The 21,674-nt window shown below is 41.4% G+C and carries 5 protein-coding genes; all 5 read left to right on the top strand.

Annotated elements, in window-relative coordinates; translation table 11 throughout:
* Window positions 1-162: 162 nt before the first annotated feature.
* A complete protein-coding gene (locus QQL36_RS32600; RefSeq protein ID WP_321568130.1) occupies window positions 163-936 on the top strand; it encodes a glycosyltransferase family A protein in 774 nt (257 codons plus the stop codon).
* Window positions 937-1,030: 94 nt separating this feature from the next.
* On the top strand, window positions 1,031-6,886 hold the full coding sequence (locus tag QQL36_RS32595; protein WP_321568129.1) for a condensation domain-containing protein: 5,856 nt from the start codon (window positions 1,031-1,033) through the stop codon (window positions 6,884-6,886).
* Window positions 6,887-6,906: 20 nt separating this feature from the next.
* Window positions 6,907-8,097: an acyltransferase domain-containing protein gene (locus QQL36_RS32590; protein ID WP_321568128.1), complete on the top strand. Its 1,191-nt coding sequence runs from the start codon at window positions 6,907-6,909 to the stop codon at window positions 8,095-8,097.
* Window positions 8,098-8,139: 42 nt separating this feature from the next.
* Window positions 8,140-13,218 carry a non-ribosomal peptide synthetase gene (locus tag QQL36_RS32585; RefSeq protein WP_321568127.1) on the top strand — a complete coding sequence of 1,693 codons (5,079 nt, stop codon included), beginning with the start codon at window positions 8,140-8,142 and terminating at the stop codon, window positions 13,216-13,218.
* A 23-nt stretch (window positions 13,219-13,241) separates the two neighbouring features.
* Window positions 13,242-21,671, top strand: coding sequence for a non-ribosomal peptide synthetase/type I polyketide synthase (locus tag QQL36_RS32580; protein ID WP_321568126.1), 8,430 nt, complete (start codon window positions 13,242-13,244; stop codon window positions 21,669-21,671).
* The last annotated feature ends 3 nt before the right edge of the window (window positions 21,672-21,674 follow it).

Here is a 21,674-nt window from a genome sequence, read left to right as displayed (position 1 = left end):
GCCATTATTAGAGGAGTATTTACATTTAATTATTTACCACTATTAAAAGGATAACAAATTCATACTTTTCATCTAAATGTTTTTTATTGCAGCCATTAAATGGGTCTGAAGTATCATAGATAAAAGACGGTATGCCAATTTGTTAATAAACCCACCCATAAAATGAAAGATGTTCTTCCATTAATCTCTTGCGTATGCATCACAAGAGATAAGCCTGATTTGCTTGAAAGAGCAATAGATTGTTTTCTTAACCAGACTTATCCAAATAAACAGCTGGTTGTATTATATGAGGATATAGATGAATTGACGAAAGCTTTCTTTAAAACACATACCTATGATAGTTCAGTTGTTATACTGGAAGTATCAGGAAATCCAAAGTTAACTATCGGAAAGCTGCGCAACTATGCGATCTCTAAAGCTGACGGTGAGTTCATCAGCCAATGGGATGATGATGACTGGTACCATTCAAAAAGACTCGAACTTGCGTATCGGTACATTCAGCAAACAGGTAAAGATGGAGCTATTCTTACACGCTGGATGGTGTTTAGCTGCGTAGAGCAGCAGGCTTATATTTCAAACAGAAGATTGTGGGAAGGTAGCGTATTGTGCAGAAAGGATGCCATGCTGGAAAAAGGATACGACGATCTGATCTGGGGTGAAGACACGCCGATTATAGAGTATTTACATGAGCATAAAAAGCTGGCATTGATTGAACAGATGCCACTCCTCTACGTTTATATTTACCATGGAAGCAATTCCTGGAATTATGATCATTGGAATGAAATATTTAAAGCCAGTATACCGCTGAATGAAGAGGATAACAGTGTTATGCAGAAAATTATCGCCAATGAATATACTGTTGAAACAGCATCGGCATTGTTAGATAGTATTTGTCCAAAATACAAATCAGCAATGCCCGAGAGTATGCCATTATAAAAAAGCATTTTTACTTATTGGTACCCTTGCTAACCAAGCTATAATTGTCCTTTGCAATTATTGCCTGGTACTCTTTTACCCATTCAATAACTTTATGAAACTCACAGATCTCTTTGATAGTAATGATGCAGACTTGAATCAAGCTGGTGGTGAAGATTTATTTCTGAATTCATTTGTAAAGTATGTGGCACCCACCACAGAAACAGAATTTAAATTAGAACATATATTTAAGTCTGTGCTTGGTATACAATCACCCATTGGCGTAAATGATGATTTCTTTGATAACGGTGGACATTCGCTGGCTGTAATAAAACTGATCTCTGAGATCTATGTTGGTTTTCAATATGAGTTATCAATTAAAGAGATCATTGATAATAGTACCATTCTTAAATTATCAAAATTATTAGCTACCACCGGGACAGGCAAAGATGTATTCAACGTAGTAAGAGAACAGGATGAAAATGGTAAGTTCCCATTATCCCAGGTTCAATTATCCTACTTACTCGGCCGTGATTCTTTATTTGAACTAGGTGGTGTTTCTACACAGGCTTACCAGGAATTCGTAGCTGCTATAGATTTTGAAAGATTTAGCCAGGCGTTTAATGACCTGATAGCCAGACACTCCATGTTAAGAGCTGTCATTACAGAAGATGGCAGCCAGCAAATCGTAGTGCTGGATAAACCTTATGAAATTGTACTGGAAGATTATTCCCGAAAAAGCCAGGAAGAGATTGATCTCCTGGTTAAAAATAAAAGAGACCAGCTTTCCCATAAAATATTCAATACCGCCGTATGGCCATTGTTCGATCTGCAGGCGATTCAATTACCCGATAATAAATATTACTTCTTTTGGGGCATTGATACCATTATAGCTGACGCGCAGAGTAAGTTTCTGCTGTACGAAGATCTATTCAAACTCTATGAAGGTAAACCGTTGAAAGATATTGAGTTTACTTTCAGAGATTATATGCTAACCTTGGAAAATCTGCGTAATAGTGCAAGATATCAAAGCGATAAGCAATATTGGCTGAATAAATTGTCTGACTTTCCCCTGGCACCAGCCTTGCCATTAAAGGCTGGTATTAAAAAAGGTATAGGTGTTCATTTCAATAAGCTGACCCATCAGATCAAAGCAGATGCATGGGCAACATTTAAAAAGAATGCAGCAGCGCAGCGCCGTTCCCCTACATCTGTATTGTGTGCCATTTTCTCAACCGTTCTGGCTGCTTACTGTAACCAAAACAGGTTTAGTATTAATCTGACGGTGTTCAACCGGTTGCCGTTTCATAAAGATGTGAATGAGATTGTGGGCGATTTCACCTCCCTGCTGCTACTGGATGTGGATGTAAAGGGCCGGAAAATATCAGATACAGCAACCCATATCAATGATCAGTTGCTGCAATCCCTTGATCATAGATTGTTTGATGGCGTAGAATTCATCCGTGAGTTAGCCCAGGCCAATGGTAATAGTATAGCTGCAATGATGCCGGTTGTATTTACCAGCGCGTTATATGGAAAAGAGGCTGGTGATACCAGCCCGGCTGATGTAGCAGACAGGATAGGCGTGGAGGGTAAATACAGCATCAACCAGTCTTCTCAGGTATTACTTGATTGTATAGCCAGCGATATTTCCGGAATTACAAATATTCAATGGAACTATGTCGAAGATATGTTTGATGCGGAACTGGTGTCCGTCATGTTTAACGAATATGTTACAGGCATTGAAAATTATATAAAAAGTACTGATGGTAATATCATCTATCATTACCAGCAGTCACACTATAAAGCCTATCAGGTATTAAATAATACAGCAAAGGATGTACCTGCCACTGATTTAGTGACATTGTTTAATCACTCCTGCCAGTTGCATGGTGAAAAAATAGCTTTGAAACATGGTACGCATAGCCTTACTTATGCTGAGTTGGATCAGCGATCAAACCAGTGTGCGAACTATCTGCTTGCACAGGGAGTTACCGCTGGCGATAAAGTAGGTATTTATTCCAGGAGAGTCATTGATACCATTGTATATATTCTTGGAATATTGAAAGCCGGCGCAGCCTATGTACCTTTTGATCAGGATGCGCCTGCTGCAAGGGTGAGCTATTTGCAAAAGGATTGTAACTGCAAACTCACACTTGGTCAGTCAGACCTGATGCCTTTAATCAGCACCTTCAATACCACCCCGATCAATACGCCGATCGATCCTCAGTCGCTGGCATATATTATTTATACATCCGGTAGTACTGGTAATCCGAAAGGCGTAGCTATCAACCATGATGCAGTATGCAATACCGTACTTGATATCAATGATCGTTTCCATGTGAATGACAGTGATAGTGTACTTGGTATTTCATCACTTACATTTGACTTGTCAGTGTATGATATTTTCGGAACTTTTTCCTGTGGCGCCAGACTGGTATTATTAGATGATATCAGAGATACACAGCTGATCATTCAATTACTGAATGAAGAGCAAATTACTGTGTGGAACTCAGTTCCCGCCATAATGGAATTGATAGTTGATGAAATACAAAGTCATTCATCATCAGTGTCGGCAATCACCGACGATCATGAAGCGGTAGATCAGGCGCAATCAGGTGATAATAAGTTGTATTGGGCACCTCAGGTAAACTGGGAGCGGAAAGATAATACCGTGTATGTAGAAGGCAATGCATGCCCGGATTTTATGACATGTATATTTCCTGATTTCTATTATTATACCAAAGGTGGTGCCACCAGACAAGAATTATCCGCACGTTTCATTCATTTTGGTGCAACACAGTTTGATGCATTCCTGGCGCGCTTAATCCAGAATAAGGTACTTATTTCTGCCGTGCAGCAACCTGATGCCTTGTTCGCATCCCAGGAAAGGTTTGTGAAAAAGGATCCACGCCTGGCAGCTGATCCGGTTGCTTTGCTGGAATATACTGAATCAGTGCTCAATAGAAATTATAGTTTCAATGGCAGTAAAGGAAAAATACAGTTAGATACAAAGCCATTGCCGGATTACATCACCAACAGGAAAAGCTGGCGTAGCTTTTCGGCTGATAAAATGTCATTAGGAACAGTAGCTGGGTTATTATCAGTGCTGAAACAGGAGCATAGTAAAAACGATATCCGTTATCATTATGCCAGTGCAGGTGGCTTATATCCGATAGATGTGTACCTGCTGATCAAGCCCGATCGTGTACTGGGTATGGAAGGCGGCCTGTATTATTATCAGCCGCAACAGCATACACTGATCCACGTTCATGACGGTAACCACCTGATGGATGGCTCATTCCATAATAGCTCAAATGCAGCGACATTCCACTCTTCTGCTGTCACTGCATTCCTGGTTTACAATGCTGAAAATTCAATGCCGAAATACGGAGGCTATGGCTATTTCATGGCAACACTGGATGCAGGTATTATGACAGAAGCATTGGCAGTGGTAGGGGAAACGCTTGACGTTGGTTTTTGTTCAATCGGACATATAAACTTCGACATGTTATCCCCCTATTTGTTTAAGGGTGCACAGAATGTGCTGCTGCATACCATTGAGCTGGGGTTAAAAGAGAATATACCCCCTAAAGTCAATAATATTTTATCAGCGGCCGGGAAAGCATTTAACCTGAAAACGGTGATGATGAGCGGAGACTGGATTCCGGTAAACCTCCCGCTCCGTATCAGCCATTTATTTAAAGATGCTTCCATCTATAGCCTTGGCGGTGCAACAGAAGCATCCATCTGGTCAAATTTCCACCTAATCACGCTGTCATTCCCATACGTAAAAAGTATTCCTTATGGCAGGCCATTATCTAATCAACAGTTTTATGTGCTCAATCCATTTGGAGACCTGTGTGCCCCGGGTGTAGAAGGCGACCTTTACATTGGCGGAAGAGGTTTGGCTGCATGTTATTATAATGATAAAGATAAGACAGACGGCAGTTTCATAACACATCCTTCACTTGGACGTATTTACAAAACGGGTGACCTGGGTATTTTGCATAAAGTAGAAGAACGGGGTACCAACGAACAATGGTCTGGCAACATTGAATTCATAGGCCGTAAGGATAGCCAGGTAAAGATCAGGGGATATAGAATTGAATTGGGTGAAGTGGAAGGCGTATTGCAGGAAATGCAGGAGGTATTGCAATGTGTGGTAGTTGTAAAAAAAGACACACAGGGTGTACAGCGTTTAATTGCTTACGTGGTGGTAGCTGAGGTCTTCAGGAAAGATGTGATGATGGATTATCTCCGCTCCAGGCTGCCTGAGTATATGCTGCCTTCTATGCTTATCAGGATGGATCATCTGCCACTTACGTCCAATGGAAAGGTAGATAGAAAGAACCTGCCCATACCTGATTTCACAGAAATAAAAAATACCTATCAGGCACCTGCCAATAAAACAGAACAACAACTGACCACCATCATTGGCGAATTGCTGAATATAGAAAATATCAGTACAAGTGATAACTTTTTTGAGCGGGGAGGTAACTCAATTATCGCGCTGAAAGTGGTGAGTCGGGTAAGACAGTTAGGACTGGCTATCCAGCCAAGAGATCTGTTCCAGTTCCAGGACATCAGGTCACTGGCGGAACATCTCCATTCCCAGCAGGAAAAACAGCTGGTAAAGAAGCTGGCAGAAGGAGCGTTTCCGGTGACACCTACCCAGCGCTACTGGTTAGACAATACGCGGGATGAAGAGCTGAAAAAAGAAAATGGAAATAACTTCGGTCCTATAAAATTTGCTTATGAGATCAACAGCACTTTCAACCCTCAGATTTTAAAGGAAACAGTAAAATTATTGACCGCACGCCATGAAATACTTCGCGCCGTTTTTGACGAAGTGGGCAATGCCCAATTCGTCATGAAGCTACAGCCTGTCATGGATGAGGTACAGGGATTCGAATATGTTGATCTCCGTACAGAGGGGAATATTGATATCAAATCCAGCCTGTACGATAGCACCAGCGAATTCAATTTTCAGACAGGTCCTTTATTCTTCACGAAAGTATATCAGCAGGCAGATAACAGCTATGTTGTATTATTTGAAATACATCATGTGGTATTTGATAAATGGTCCATCGGTATCTTCTTTAGAGATCTGTTTACCATCTATGATGGGCTTGTGAGGAACAAGACACCTGAGTTGCCAGTACTCAATCATTCTTATTCTGATTACCTGAAGAATATGGTTGAAACAAGAGAACAAAATCTGGCTGCGCATAAACAATACTGGCAGGGCCTTTACAATACCCTTCCACCAGACCTGCCAATACCTGTTGAGCAATTACCTTCTTCAGGAAAAATGGCGGATCGTATTGCGGAAATTGAATCACTGTCATTCCCTGATGCTATTTTTAAATCAGTGATGGCTTTGTCCAGGGAACATTCCACCTCATTCTCTGTAGTGCTCCAGGCTGCTTTCCTGCAATTTATGCATTCCCTTACCGAGGTAGAAGATTTATGTTTTGGTACAGATGTCTTTGGCAGGGATTATCCGGATTCACCTGAAATGATCGGTTGTTTTGCAGAGACAGTACTGCTGAGGGTCGCAGTGCACAAGCAGGCAAGCCTGACAGATACCATCCTGCAGGTAAAGAAGGCTCATATTGATACAGATACTTACCAGGCTTATACACTGACAGACCTCGTTGTAGCTATGCTGCCTGCCGAAAGAGAGATGTTGGGAGGTTTCTGGCGGTTCAATATGCGATACAGGACCGGTAAAGGATTCCACGTTGAAAACAATCTCCTGGGTGAAGATAGTGGCGTAATTGTAAAGGCTATTCCAAACCCACGCGAAAAGGACCTCATTTCAATTGATATGCAGATATTCTTTGTGAACGAAAATGATCAGATAAAGCTGGAGGTAACTTACGACAGCTCTGCTTATACTCAGACTGCTATACGGGAATTCTTTGAAAAGTTTATAGCATACTTATTACAGGAATTAGGTAAATAGGAAATTTTAATCAGATCATTATGAATGTAGCCGCATTTTGTTCAGCCAGATTTGAAGCAAATTCAGTGGAAGAGCTGGAGGTTCTCAGCGCAGCATTTAAAACTGCAGTTAATAATTTGCACCGTACGCCTCCTGCAAAGTTCAGGAGAGTCATCTGGGGCGAAAGTGAAGAAGACATCCTCACGACCATTGCCAATAAGAATAACAGAAGTATGCTCTCCGCAAGGGTGATAGAGAATTGTAAACTGGTATTTGTATTCCCTGGTATGGGTGCCCAGTATCCTTTTATGGGACAGGACCTGTATGAAAAGGATGGTGCTTTCAAAGAAAGGTTAGATGCCTGCCTGGAGATAGCATATGAGATTACCGGCATTAATTACAGAGACATCCTTTATCCCGGAGAAGGGCAGGATGCTACGGTGATCAACCAGATGCAACATGCACAGCTGGCAAATTTTATGTTCTCCTACAGCCTCTCAAAAGCATTGATGGAAAAAGGCGTACATCCTGATGAGATGATTGGATACAGCTTTGGGGAATACGTAGCGGCAGCATTGTCAGAAGTGATCACCTTAAAGGATGCGATCGGTTTAATTATAAAACGTGGACAGATTATAGCAGCATCAGAAAAAGGAAAGATGATAGGTGTACCATTGCCTGCAGAGAAGATACAACTATTGTTGAGTGATGGCCTGTACATCGCTATTGATAACGGGCAGTCCTGTGTAGTAACTGGGAATATACCTGATGTTACCGCTTTTGAAAGTAAACTCGCTGCGGCAAGAATATTCTGGTCGCCGGTGAATACTGAATATCCGCTGCATTCCCGGTTAATGGAAGGTGTGGCAGGATCGCTCAGAGAAGAATTTCAACAGGTAGAGTTACAGCCTCCGGCTATTCCCTACATCGCAGGTAATACCGGCAGTTTTATAACAGCAGTACAGGCTTGTTCCCCCATCTATTGGGAACAACAAATAACCTGTCCTGTCTTATTTGAGAAGGGCATAAAAGAACTGGTGGAGGGTAGCCCCAAAATATTCCTGGAAGTAGGTGCAGGCAGAGACATTTCGTTACTGCTTTCCTCCATAATTGAAGACAAATCATCAGTAAAAATCTTTAATACAGTACGACCAAAAAATCAGGAGATAGATGATCATCATTACCTCCTGCACAGATTGCTGGTATTGTGGTTATACGGATTTGGAAAATAGTTGAACCATTGGATATAATAGTTAATCAATCAGGTAAGTGTTATGATGATCAGCAAAAAGGATATTCAGGACATACTCCCGCTCTCTCAGGTGCAGGAAGCCATCTTGTATGAGTATATAAAGGACCCGCAATCAGAGGTCAACTTTGAACAGTTATCGTTTGTAATGAATGGGCCGGTAGACCTGGACCGTTTCAGAACCGTGTGGATCCGCATTATTGAGCAGCACGATATGCTGCGTGTTTGCTATAGATGGAAGGATTTAAAAAAGCCTATCCAGATAGTGCTCAAAACGATTACCGCTGATATTTTGACAGAACAGGTGACGGGTGATGCTGATACGCTGGTCATCAATTCACAGATTGATAAAGCCCGCGCTGCTAAATTTGATCTTGAAAAAGTTCCTTTTAGTGTAAAGTGCATAAAATGGTCAGCTGACAAATCACTGATTATCCTGTCCTGGCACCATATTATTATGGATGGCTGGAGCCTGAGTATCCTGCTGAAGCAGTTTTTACATACATACCTCGATGACCATAGCAGTCTAGCTGTTCCTGCAGAAACGTTTAAATCATATCTGCTTTCCTCCCGTAAACCTTATACCGGTGACTACTGGAAGAATTATATGAAATTCAGCCAGCCCGGTAATATTTGGGTATATAGAAGGCAGGCTGTTCCTCGCCAGATGAAGAGGGAAATGCTGAAACGGGAAATTACAGCTGTTGAAAAGATTAATTCCTTTACAAGAAAGCACCGGATCACGCTTGCCACATTTTTTAATGCCTGTTGGGGTATGACGTTGCAGCAGCTCAATCGTCGTGATGAAGTGATATTTGATAATGTTCGTTCTGTGCGTCCGGAGCGAAACTTTGATGACGTTGTTGGCTTATTTATAAACACACTTCCTGTAAAGGTTGGCAACTATCCGGGAGGCCGTTTCGAAGATCTGTTAACAGGTTTACAACAGGAACTCTTCCATCAGATGGATATAGCTGATAACCCTGTTGTTGCTGCAGGTAGCAAAGGCGCGGATTACAATATGTTATTTGATAGTTTGCTGGTAATAGAAAACTATCCATTGGATATGCAACAGGAAAAGATGTTTGCTATATCAGATCTTCATTATAAGGAAGTGACGAAATATCCGCTGACTGTTATCGTACTGCTGCTGCCTGATAAAATTGAGATCAGCTTTACATATGATCCGGCTGTCATTACAGAACAGGTAACAGCGCGGATCGCAGATTGCTGTTTAACGCTGGTAGACCTTGCCCTGGAAGATGCCGGTCAATCGACTGCTGTATTAATGGAAAAAGCAGCAGGGCCTGCTGATTGGGGGCTTCAGCCAGACCCGGTTGACACGGGAGTACTCCTGAGCCATCTTGGTGAAACTGCACATATTGGCGCTTTCAGAGATAAGGAAGCCTTATCCCGGTTCCTGAAAATAAATGTGGATAGTCTTTTAACAGGCAGTAATGAGGTCCATTTTATTCCTGTTGATATGGATGGCCGTATAGCATTGTTACAGTGCTACAGCGGGCAGGAAGTGGAGGTAAATGATGAACTGGCACCATTGATCATAGATAAGATCAATATTACTGATAGCACGGATATTCAACAGATCGTCAACCTGCTTTCAAAGAAAGGCGGGCATACACCCGTATTCTCTACGCCTGTTGAGCAGGAAATCAGCCAGATCATATATCAGGTATTAAATATTCCTGTGGGTAGCCTGGGGCCAGACGATGATCTGTTTACGATAGGCATGAACTCTTTTGATATTGTATACATAAGGAACAACATTAATCAGCACTTTGCCAATAAGATATCTATCGAAAAAATCTTCCGCAACCGTACTATTCGCACGCTGTCGCAATTAATCGATATAGCCCCACTGCAGCCATCCGGGCTGCCTGTCGCAGGCCCGGACCGTAAAAAGATCCTGTCTTTGCAACAGCAAAGCATGTTGATGCATCAGAAACTGAGCGGTGAAGGAGCACTTTATAAAAGTGTTTTTGTCTATGCCTGCAATGACCGCTTACAAGAAGATCAGTTGTCAGCAGCATTCCGTCAGTTAGTACAACGGCATGAGATCCTGGCACAAAAATTCATGATTCAGGATGATGGCATTACGATCTCCGTACATGCATCATCGACCTTTAATGTAGTGGTAAAAGAATACGCGGTACTGCCTGATATGGATGTACTGGCTGCCACTACCCTGGACCTTGCGCAAGCCCCCCTGTTAAATATTAGCCTTTGCCGGTGTGAACAACAGGACTATCTGGTGATTACCGGCCATCACGTTATAGCAGATGGTGTGTCTGTATATCATTTGCTGGAAGAACTGATACAGCTATATCGGCAAAGTACCCTACCAGCCTTGCCCGCAAATTATCAGGACTACTGCTACTGGTTTCAGCATTTTGCAACTACGGAAGAATACGCCGCACAACGGCACTATCATTTGAACCAGATAGGTAGTAAGCAGGAACTGTTACAGACATTTAGCCATGTTAATAACTCGTCTCCTGAAGCATTAGATCAGGATGTCATTACTCTTACCCTGGATGCAGCGCTGTTAAATGACGCAAAGCGTTTTTATACCAGCCGTGCAATTACCGGGTTCCAGTTCTTCTCTGGTTTACTGGGAATAGTACTGAGCCGCTTTTTGAAGCAGGAAAACATTTACTTTAATCTGCCTGCACATGGCAGATCACTCCCCGAATTTGAAAAAACAATAGGTCTTTTTATCAATACGGTCATTTCAAAATTACAGGTAGATCCTAACCAGTCAGTAGCCAGTTTCTTTGAGACCACCAGACAGGGATTTATACAGGATATGTTACATGCTGACTATTCCTATTCATCGTTGTTGAAAGACCTGAATATTGCCGATAATAAAGAATTTCTGGCCATTCATAATATTTACCTGAATTATCTTATCAATGGTAAAAATTATAATAGCAGATTGAACAGCAAAGATCTTTCGCTCACGTTGCTTGATGTGGATGACAAAACCAGTATCTATAAATTGTCATGCTACTTTTATGAAAGTGATCAGCAGCTTAAACTGAAAATATTTTATAACAGGCATTTTTTCAATCAGCGTGATATCGCCTTGTTGAAAGATGAATACCTGCGCTTACTGGACACCTGTATACAAAATCCGGAACAGCAGTTAAAAGACATTCAGCTATTTGACTGGCAGCAACAACTCCAGGCACAGGTACACCCGGCCGTACAGCATCAGCATCATTTCCCTTCAGCAGAGATAGAACAAACCGTGCACGCCAGATTTGAAAAAATGGTAGCATTATATCCGGAAGCTGTGGCCGTGAAAAACCTAAATGGCGAACAGCTCAGCTATCATAGCCTGAGTAGCCTGGGTAATAAAGTAGGCCGTGCTATCATTGAAACGTATCAGGCAGAAAAGGGTAGCAGGATCATACTTTTATTCGAACACCATCAGCTGGATCAGTTTGTGGCTTTATTTGCTGTATTGAAAAGCGGTGGTATTTATGTGCCTGTTGATCCGCAATTACCTTCATTAAGGATCCGGCAGATCATCAGTGATGCAGGTAGTCAGCTGATATTAACATCAAGGAGTATACAGAACGATCTACCTGAAACCGTTAACGTAGTTTACATAGAAGATATCTATGCAACCGCATTATCAGATGCTGCATTGTCCTATGTAGTTGCACCTGCAGATCCGGCTTATATATTATATACTTCCGGTTCCACAGGCCAACCTAAAGGGGTGGTTCAATCGCACAGAAACATACTGCACTTCGCCAGGGCTTATGCCAATGGTTTATTATTAAGTCAGCAGGATGTTTTGACTCTTTTCTCCCGCTATAATTTCGATGCCGCCATCATGGATATTTTTGGCGCATTTCTGAATGGGGCAAAATTGGTGGTGATTGATGTGAAGCAGCATTTCTCTATTTTGGATGAAGTGATCAGGAAAGAAAGGATTACCATCTTCCATAGCACGCCTACCCTATACCGAGAACTGGTGCTGGCACTTAATGTCAATCAGCCTGCAAAAGATATAAGGGCTGTAGTATTGGGGGGAGAAGCCGTATATAGTGCCGATCTGGATACCTTCAGAAAATATTTTGCACCAGGGACCCTGTTTGTAAATGGTCTGGGCCCTACCGAGTCTACCATCACCTTACAGCATTATATGGATCACGAAAGTGATAATGTGCGGAAAAGCATTCATGTGGGTATACCTACTATAGATACGGCCATTTATCTGCTCAATGAGCATGATGAACAGGTAGGTATCTGGGAAGTAGGAGAGCTGGTATATAAGAGTGATTACCTGGCTGTGGCATATTGGAATAACGAGGTTGAAACAACTAGAAAGTTTACCATTGATCCAGTCACAGGGAAAGGTCGGGTATATAGAAGCGGTGATCTTGGCAGAAGGTTGGTGACGGGTGATATTGAGTATGTTGGCAGAAAGGACGGACAGATAAAAATAAGTGGTTATCGCATTGAAACAGGTGAAATAGAATCCGTACTGAATACATTTACGGAAGTGCAGATGAGTGTAGTGACGTTGCAACCAGTAGGTGAAAGAAAGGTTGTTTTGGTGGCACATGTTGTATTTCAGCAGGTGCTAGATAGCATAGAGGTACGTTCCCGGCTCAAAGGAATATTCCCGCCTTATATGATTCCTGAATTTATCGTACCGATGGATAAATTCCCGTTAACCAACACCGGAAAAATAGATCGTTCCAAATTGCCAGCCCCGGTTGTGAATGAAATTTCGGAGATCGAAGAAGTAAGATCTGAGTTCGAAAACTTTTTAACAGGCATCTGGTCTGATATACTGAACATTCCCATAGCCCGCATTGGTAGAAATATCAACTACTTTGACCTGGGAGGAACCTCTGTTTCCCTGCTGGCACTTAGTAACCGGTTGACGAAGTCACTGGGTAAGGCAATAGCACCCAAAGACCTCTTTTTACATACCACCATTGAATCTCAGGCTGCATTCCTGCATGAGAATGGAGACAAAAAGAAATCCCTTATAGATTATGAGCAGCTCAATCGTCTTGATAAAGGGAAAGAGCGTTTAATGAAAAGAATGTCAGTAAAAAAATAATTACACAAAAAATATTATTAGTTATGAATGCATATACTGGATTTGAAATAGCTGTAGTTGGAATGGCAGGAAAATTTCCCGGAGCATCAGATATGGATGCTTTCTGGGAGGTGATTGCCAATAATAAAGAGACAATACAGTTTTCAGAAGAGAAGAGAGCAGCTAATAAACATAAGGAAGGATACGTACCTGTTGCAGGTATTATTGACGGGTATGAAAACTTTGATAATGAATTTTTTGGCTTTTCAGAAAGGGAAGCAAATTTATTGGAGCCGCAGGTCAGACTATTCTATCAAACAGTCTGGCATGCACTGGAAGATGCCGGTTGTGTACCGGAAAAGGCAGATGGCAAAATCGGCTTATATGCGGGCATTACAGATAATGTGTCCTGGAAGATTGGCAACCATCTGGCATTAGATGGCGCTATCGCTCATTTTGAAGCAAACACGCTGACAAAGACATTTTTCAATACACTAATTTCTTATAAATTAAACCTGACCGGCCCTTCTGTTTTTTTACAGACAGCCTGTTCTACCTCTCTGGTCGCTGTGCACAATGCCTGTCAGGGACTGATTAACGGGGAGTGTGATATCGCATTGGCAGGCGGTGCTACCGTAATGTCAAGTGCAGAAGATGGATACGTGCATAAAGAAGGAATGATTTACTCCAAAGACGGCAGGGTCAGGGCTTTTGATAAAAAGGCATCAGGAACGGTATTCTCTCAGGGCATAGGTGTAGTAACCCTGAAGCGACTGGAAGATGCCGTGAATGATGGCGATCATATCTATGCAATTATTAAAGGCTCTGCAATTAATAACGATGGATATAGGAAAACAGGGTATACTGCACCAAGTATTGCCGGTCAGGCAGAGGTGATTGCTGCAGCACTCAGGATGGCAGAAGTGAACCCTGAAACGGTTGGTTATGTAGAATGCCATGGTACTGGTACTTATTTGGGTGATCCGATCGAGATTGCAGCACTAAAAGAAGCTTTTGATACTGAAAAACGTAATTTTTGTGCAGTTGGTTCAGTAAAGGCAAATATTGGTCATACTGATTCAGCATCGGGGATCGCAGGCCTTATGAAAGCAGTGCTGGCATTAAAACATAAAAAACTACCACCAGCTATCAATTTTGAAGAATCAAATGAAGATATAGATTTTAAGAACAGTCCTTTCTATGTAAACACAGAATTAAAGGGCTGGGATCAGGCAGATACACCACGAAGAGCAGGCGTCAGTTCCTTCGGTATAGGGGGCACAAATGCCCATGTTGTACTGGAAGAGTACAATGAGGAGCGCCAATTATTAACCGATGCTGAACTATATGCACCGGTTATACTGAGTGGCCTCACGGGAGATGTGGTCAGTAAGGCGGAAGAGAATTTCAAAAAATACCTGGATACCCAGACAACTGTTAGCCTTGCTGATATCGCCTTTAGTAACAATGAATACAGAAAAGAATTTCCATTTAGAAAACTGTTGATTGGACATCAGGTAAATGGAAAAATAACAGTATTGGATGTACCCGGTGCTTCTCTGAATGAGGGTACATTATTGTCCAGACTTGTATTTATGTTCCCTGGTCAGGGTAGCCAGTACGTGAATATGGGGAAAGCATTGTATGAACAGGATAAATGGTTCAGAGCCGATATGGATGAGTGTTTTACTATTCTGAACAAACTGGGTGATACTAATTTCCGGGAGTTGTTATATCCTGCTGATGATATAGATTCAAATGCAGATCGTATCAACCAGACCATGTATGCACAGCCTTTATTATTTTCTGTTTCATATGCATTGGGTAAAAACCTGATCCGGTTGGGGGTAAAGCCTTACGGTATGATCGGGCATAGCCTGGGTGAGTATGTGGCAGCCTGTTTATCAGGAGTGATCAGTGTGAAAGATGCGTTGAAAATTGTCTACGAAAGAGGTCGTTTGATGCAGCAGGTAGAAGCCGGAACAATGGTCAGTGTCGCATTATCATGGGATGAAATGCAGCCTTTACTCACACCCGGTGTAGACATGGCTGCTTACAACGGTGAGCAGAATTGTGTGGTATCCGGCACGCAACCGGCAATTGAAGCATTTACAGCAAAGCTGACAGATCTTGATATTGTGTTCAGAGAACTGAAAACTTCTCATGCTTTCCATTCTTACATGATGGAAAGTATAATGGGGCAATTTAAAGCCGTACTCTCAACTATCAGGTTTCATGAGCCTGCTATTCCATTTATTTCCAATGTAACCGGCAAATGGATAACGAAGGCGGAAGCAATGTCAGTGGATTACTGGGTGGATCATATCAGGAAACCAGTCAATTTTTATCAGGGATGTAAAACGCTGCAGACTTCATCAGCATTGTTGTACCTGGAAGTTGGCCCGGGTAATACGCTTACCGGGTTGATAAGGCCAGGCCTTGCCGCCAGAAATGAGGCGGCCGTTCATTTTATTAAACACCCGAAAGATAAGTTCCCGGATGCAGCTATGTTTGCAAGGGGAATAGGACAATTAGCCTTATTTGGTCAATCCGTTAACTGGAAAGAATACTTTGAAGAGAACAAGGTAGGAAAGGTACGTATGCCATTGTATCCATTTAACCAAAAGGCATTCAGAAATGGTTTCCCCAATATTGTACAGGACCTGACGCTGGCAAAAAATAATTCAGCAGGTAGAAAAGAGATAGCAGACTGGAGTTATTATCCATCCTGGAAAAAGCTAACGCCTGTCTTTAATAAAACAGCACCTGCAGGAGAAAATATCCTTATCCTGCATGACCATACCGGTCTTTCAGCAGCACTTGCAGCGCAGTTGTCCGGCAATAACCAGATCAGTAACGTTTTCACCTCGCCGGATAAAGCAGCTTATACTGAATTATTGAAAAGCTTACAGCAAAAAGAACAACTGCCACATAAAATCATTCATTGCTTAAATATTTATAAGGACAGGCAGGAAATGCATGCTGCTATTAATAACAGCTTCTTCAGCCTGGTATACCTGAGTCAGGCCATAGGTGAACTGCTGCCAGCGCATCCGCTTGAAATAATTGTGATATCCAGCGAAATTTTTAACATCAGTAATGAATCAAACATCATTCCTGAGAAAGCCATGCTCATGGGCCCGGCAAGGATCATTGGGAAAGAGTATGCTAATATAAATGTCCGGCTCATAGACATTGATCATTCATATAGCGGAACTACAGCTGCACTGAACAAAACAATATCGCTGCTGGTAAATGAAATAAGTGATAGTAACGCTAAGCAGATCATTGCACACCGTGGTAATGGCAGGTGGGAACAGGATTACGGCGAGGTGGAATTAATGGACCAGTCAACGGGCCTTGCAACAGGCAAAACTTACCTGATTACAGGTGGGCTTGGTAGCATCGGCTTTAATATTGCCAGTTATTTATTAAAAAACTATGATGCCAGATTATTATTGATCGGCAGGTCTGTTATCAATACAGGGCAGCAGGCAACTGACGGAAAAACAGGCATGATGGCTTATTTGCAAAGCATTTCCGATAAGGTGACTTATTGTGCTGTAAATATCGAAGATGAAGCTGCTTTAAGCCACGCGGTCACCACCTATGAAGCAGAATTTGGCAATATTGATGGTGTTTTACATGCAGCTGGAATTGCAGGAGGGGGGCTCATTCAGTTAAAGACAGCAACCGATGCGCAAAACATTTTCGGGCCAAAGGTACAGGGTACATTGAACCTGGATAAAGTACTGGCAGCCAGAAAACTGGACTTCTTTACCATCTTCTCTTCCATCAGTTCTATTGTACCTGTCATGGGTGGTGTAGACTACAATGCGGCCAACTCTTTTATTGATGCTTTTGTACAATCAAAGGATGGACAGGGTAATTATCAGTCTATCAATTGGGATGCATGGAAAGAAGGAGGGATGGCTGTAGGGAATGATAACAGTCATTTACAATTACTGGATAAACCAATTTTGGGACATATTGATGTTTATAAAGACCTGTTAGTAGCAGGTGATTACTATTTTTCACTTGATTATGACAAAGAGTGGTGGATCAATGAGCACATCTTTGATGGGAAGGGAATAATGGTGGGCGTGGCATATTGGGAGCTTATCTGGAGTCTCCTGGAAATATCACTGGATGTGCCCGGATTTGAAATAGAGGACCTGATTTTTTTAACACCAGTAAGTGCCACTGAGCATGAAAGCCGTGAAGTAAAAGTATCGCTGCGTAGTACGCAGACAGGCAGCTATTCCATTACGATTTCGTGTAAGGATACAACAGATGAATGGCGGATAAGTGCCAAAGCCCATGTAAATATTCATCATGAAGATCCGATTGTAAATACCCATACTATTGCAGGAAATGTGATAGAAACACATTATCAAAACTCTAATTATTCTCCATCCGGCAACGTCTATTTTGGGCCAAGGTGGATCAATACAGATGTCTTGCATGTAGCAGATAAAACAGGATATTGTCAGTTAACGTTGAACGATTCATTTCTGACGGATCTGGATAGCTACAGAATACATGCTGCCCTTGTTGATAGAGGTACGGGGTTCCTGGCCAGATATCTTTCTGATAAGAGCTACCTGCCATTTTCTTATCGCTCTGTTCGTGTATATGGTAAAATTCCGGCCCGGATCCATTGTTATAGCAGGATGGTAGAAATCCAGGAAGGATCCATTGTAATGGATGTTAGCTTCGTTAATGATGCCAATGAAGTGTTGGTGGATATTAAGGGTTATACCATGCTTGAATATAATGACAGCATGAAAATGCAAGCTGCTGACAAATCCAGTACATCACCCAGGGGTATTGATTTTAAGAAAGAGTTACAACAAAATCTGGATGAAAAAGGTATTCTTTTCGAAGAAGGAATTTTCCTGCTGGAAAAAATCATAGGCACTAACCTGCCTCAGATAGTGGTGTCTACGACCGATCTCCACCAGAGGCTGGCACATGGTATAGCTGAAAGCTTGTCTATGAAAGTAAATGCAGGTGGTGAGCTGGTAACCCAAACAGTCAATGCTGATAATATGGCTGATCTGATAGCAAATGTTTGGGAAACTGTACTGGACTGTAAAGTCGTAGATTATGCCACTAATTATTTTGATCTGGGAGGCGATTCTTTAAAGGCAATTATCATCCTGGAAAAGATAAAAAGAGAATTAGGAGTAGATATTTCTCTCCCATCATTCTTCAAATATCCTACTGTTCTTGAATTATCTCAGTTTTTAAACAGTCAGCAAAAAAGTGATGTAATTGCTTTACCGGTATATGATAAGAAAGAATTCTATAATACTACTTATTCAGAGAAGAATTTCTTCTTTACACAACTCTTTTTGCCGGAAAGTAGTGCCTCAAATCTGACCAGGGCATTGGAAATTAAAGGCAAGCCGAATGTTGAAAAGATTGTGAGAATAATGGACGTACTCATTGAGAGGCATGAGATGCTAAGATCTGTGTTTGTTGAAAAAGGGGGTGAGGTATACAGGGTTATCCATGATTCAGTGCCGTTCCATGTCAATAAGATTGAAGCAAAAGAAGAATACCTGAATGATTTAATATTAAGTCTTGTTCAACCATTTAACGTATCTGAAGGTCCGCTTATCAGAACACATCTGATAAATGTTGGTGAGGAGAAATATTATCTGATGCTGGATGTGCATCATATTATTTTTGACGCTATCTCCCAGGGTATTATGATGAAGGAATTTATGGAGTTATTTCGTGGAAATGAATTAGCGCCCATTGAATATTACTACAGGGATTATGCAGAGTTTGTAAACTCACCGAAATGGCTGGAAAAAATGGCCATTGATAAGGAGTTTTGGTTGAATGAAATCGGTGACCATGAGGAAGCCATCAATCTTCCTTATGATTTTCCTAGACCGGCATTATATGAGTTCAGGGGAGCTACTTTTACGATTCCCCTGCCTGAAAGTCAAACCCGGCAATTGAAGGTAATTAGCAGAGAGAATGATTGTACATTGTTTGTTACACTTATGACCACCTTCAACATCTTCCTGCAAAAAATAACAGGTCAGGATGATCTTATTGTTGGGGTGCCGGTTTCTATAAGAAAGTTTGCAGAATTACAACCAATTGTAGGCAATCTAGTTAATTTCCTGCCTGTAAGAAATCATTTGTCTGCCGATCAGACATTCGCAGAAGCGCTTACTATTGTAAAGGAAAATTCAATGAATGTCTTTGAAAGACCAGACTATCCGATTGGCTTATTAAAAAGGCACCTTAAAAAACAAAATGTTGGAAACAGGGATACAATTTTTGACGTGATGTTCAGCTTCCATAATGAATACATGGGGGATATTTTTAAGGAGACTATAGATGGCTTGACTTTTACAGAACATCATATTAAAACTGAGACAGCTTTATTCGATATTATCTTAAAGGTCCTTGAAATTGATAATGAGCTGCAGTTTAGTTTTCAGTATAACAGTTTACTGTTTTTAGAAGATACAATGCTGCAGTTTGGTAAGTATTTCATGAATCTGATTGCTGATATCCTGAATAATAGTAAGCAGAAAGTATCCAAATTAAGTTTGTTGGATAGTCTTAAGTATCAGGAGCTCACCCAAACTTTTAATGGAGAGGTAGTTCCTGTTAAAAACGAAAGCTTATTTGAGCGGTTTGAAAAGACGGCTTTGCAATTCCCGGATAATACAGCACTGGTAATCGGAGCCGATAGCATGTCATACATTACATTATATGATCGTTCATCCAGATTGGCTGCTTATTTGGCACAGGTTGCAGGAAATGATCAGGTTATTGGTGTTCTGATGAACAGGTCATTCGATATGATCGTAGCCATCATGGCAATATTAAAACTAAACAAAGCTTATCTGCCTATCGATCCTGAATTCCCCGAACAGCGTATGCTGGATATGATTGCAGATAGCAAGATCAGCACATTGCTTACTAATGATAACATACGTGAATTACCGTTTGCAGGGCAGGTTGTAAATGTGTCTTCCATTGATTTTAGTAAATATGACCCGGGAACCATAAATACTGCACCAGTATCACCTGATAGCCCGGCTTATCTGATTTATACATCAGGTTCCACCGGAAAGCCCAAGGGTATTCTGATCAGCCAGTCCAATGTGATCAACTTTATAGATGGTATAAATGATGTGATCGATTTCCATAATGACATGCATACATTGTGCATGACAACTATTTCGTTCGATATTTTTGTGTTGGAAGTATTTAACCCATTACTCTCAGGTGGCTGTGTTTTTATCGCCAATAATATGGATCAGTTGGATGCAAAGCGTATTATGGATATCATTGCGGATAACAAAATAGAACTGATCCAGTTAACGCCTTCCCGATTAAGAATGCTGCTGGAATACAAAAATTACCCTTTCCCCACATGTCTTAAAAATATATTGATCGGTGGCGAACAATTGCCGGTTCCCTTACTCCAGGAATTGAAATCACGATACACCGGTCGTATCTGTAATATGTATGGCCCAACGGAAAATACAGTATGGTCATCGGTAAAAGACCTGACAGGATCAGATCTTATTACAATTGGCCAACCCATCAGAAATACCCGTTATTATGTGGTTGATAAGAACCTGCAACTGGTACCTCAGGAGGTGGAAGGCGAATTGCTGATAGGAGGTGAAGGACTGGGTTTAGGATACTGGAATAATGAAGAGCTGACCAAAGAGCGCATGATTGTTGATCCGTTTATGAACAATGGATCAAAAGTCTACCGGACTGGAGATATTGTGAAACGCCTGGCTAATGGGGAAATTGAATTTATCAGCAGAAATGATTTTCAGATCAAGGTTAGGGGCTATCGTGTAGAGGTGAATGATATTGAAACAGCTATCCTGCAATACCCTGGTGTTAAAGAAGGTGTCATATTGCTGCAGAAAAATAAAGAGGTGAATATATTGGTCGCTTATATAAAATCAGAGATGGAGATCAGATCTGTTGAAATATTAAACTTCCTTCGTCAGCGTTTACCGCTTTATATGATACCTGATGAGTATTATATGGTGGACGAAATGCCGATGACTGCCAATAATAAAGTGGACCGGAATGCCCTCGCAAAGGTTGGTAAAAAACTTGCCCAAAACGAAATCGATGTAAAGCCATCTAATGAAGTAGAAGTAAAATTACTGGCCATCTGGGAAAAGTTATTAAATGAAGATATAACCATTAGTATCGAAGATAACTTCTTTGAAATTGGAGGAAACTCTTTCCTGTTGGGAAAACTTAAAATGATGATCCTGGAAGATTTTGCAGTCGAAATTTCTATTCCTCTCTTCTTCCAGTACAGCTCCATTAAAACGATGGCAGTTTACATATCAAAGCTTCAATCAGGCAATGAGGACAATCAGGATGAAAACAATCATCCCGATACGCGTCGTAAAGAGAAACTAAAAGCTTCTGCCATGAAGCTGCGAAAAAACATTAATTAATTT

This window comes from Chitinophaga sp. LS1, from assembly GCF_034274695.1.
Classification (GTDB): Bacteria; Bacteroidota; Bacteroidia; order Chitinophagales; family Chitinophagaceae; genus Chitinophaga.
The sequence above is the reverse complement of the archived record's forward strand: the minus strand, read 5'-3'. Positions and strand labels throughout refer to the sequence as shown.

What these genes read in the sequence shown, in the direction of transcription:
- QQL36_RS32600 (WP_321568130.1), top strand. Translation starts at nt 163, where the DNA reads ATGAAAGATGTTCTTCCATTAATCTCTTGCGTATGCATCACAAGAGAT.
- QQL36_RS32595 (WP_321568129.1), top strand. Translation starts at nt 1,031, where the DNA reads ATGAAACTCACAGATCTCTTTGATAGTAATGATGCAGACTTGAATCAA.
- QQL36_RS32590 (WP_321568128.1), top strand. Translation starts at nt 6,907, where the DNA reads ATGAATGTAGCCGCATTTTGTTCAGCCAGATTTGAAGCAAATTCAGTG.
- QQL36_RS32585 (WP_321568127.1), top strand. Translation starts at nt 8,140, where the DNA reads ATGATGATCAGCAAAAAGGATATTCAGGACATACTCCCGCTCTCTCAG.
- QQL36_RS32580 (WP_321568126.1), top strand. Translation starts at nt 13,242, where the DNA reads ATGAATGCATATACTGGATTTGAAATAGCTGTAGTTGGAATGGCAGGA.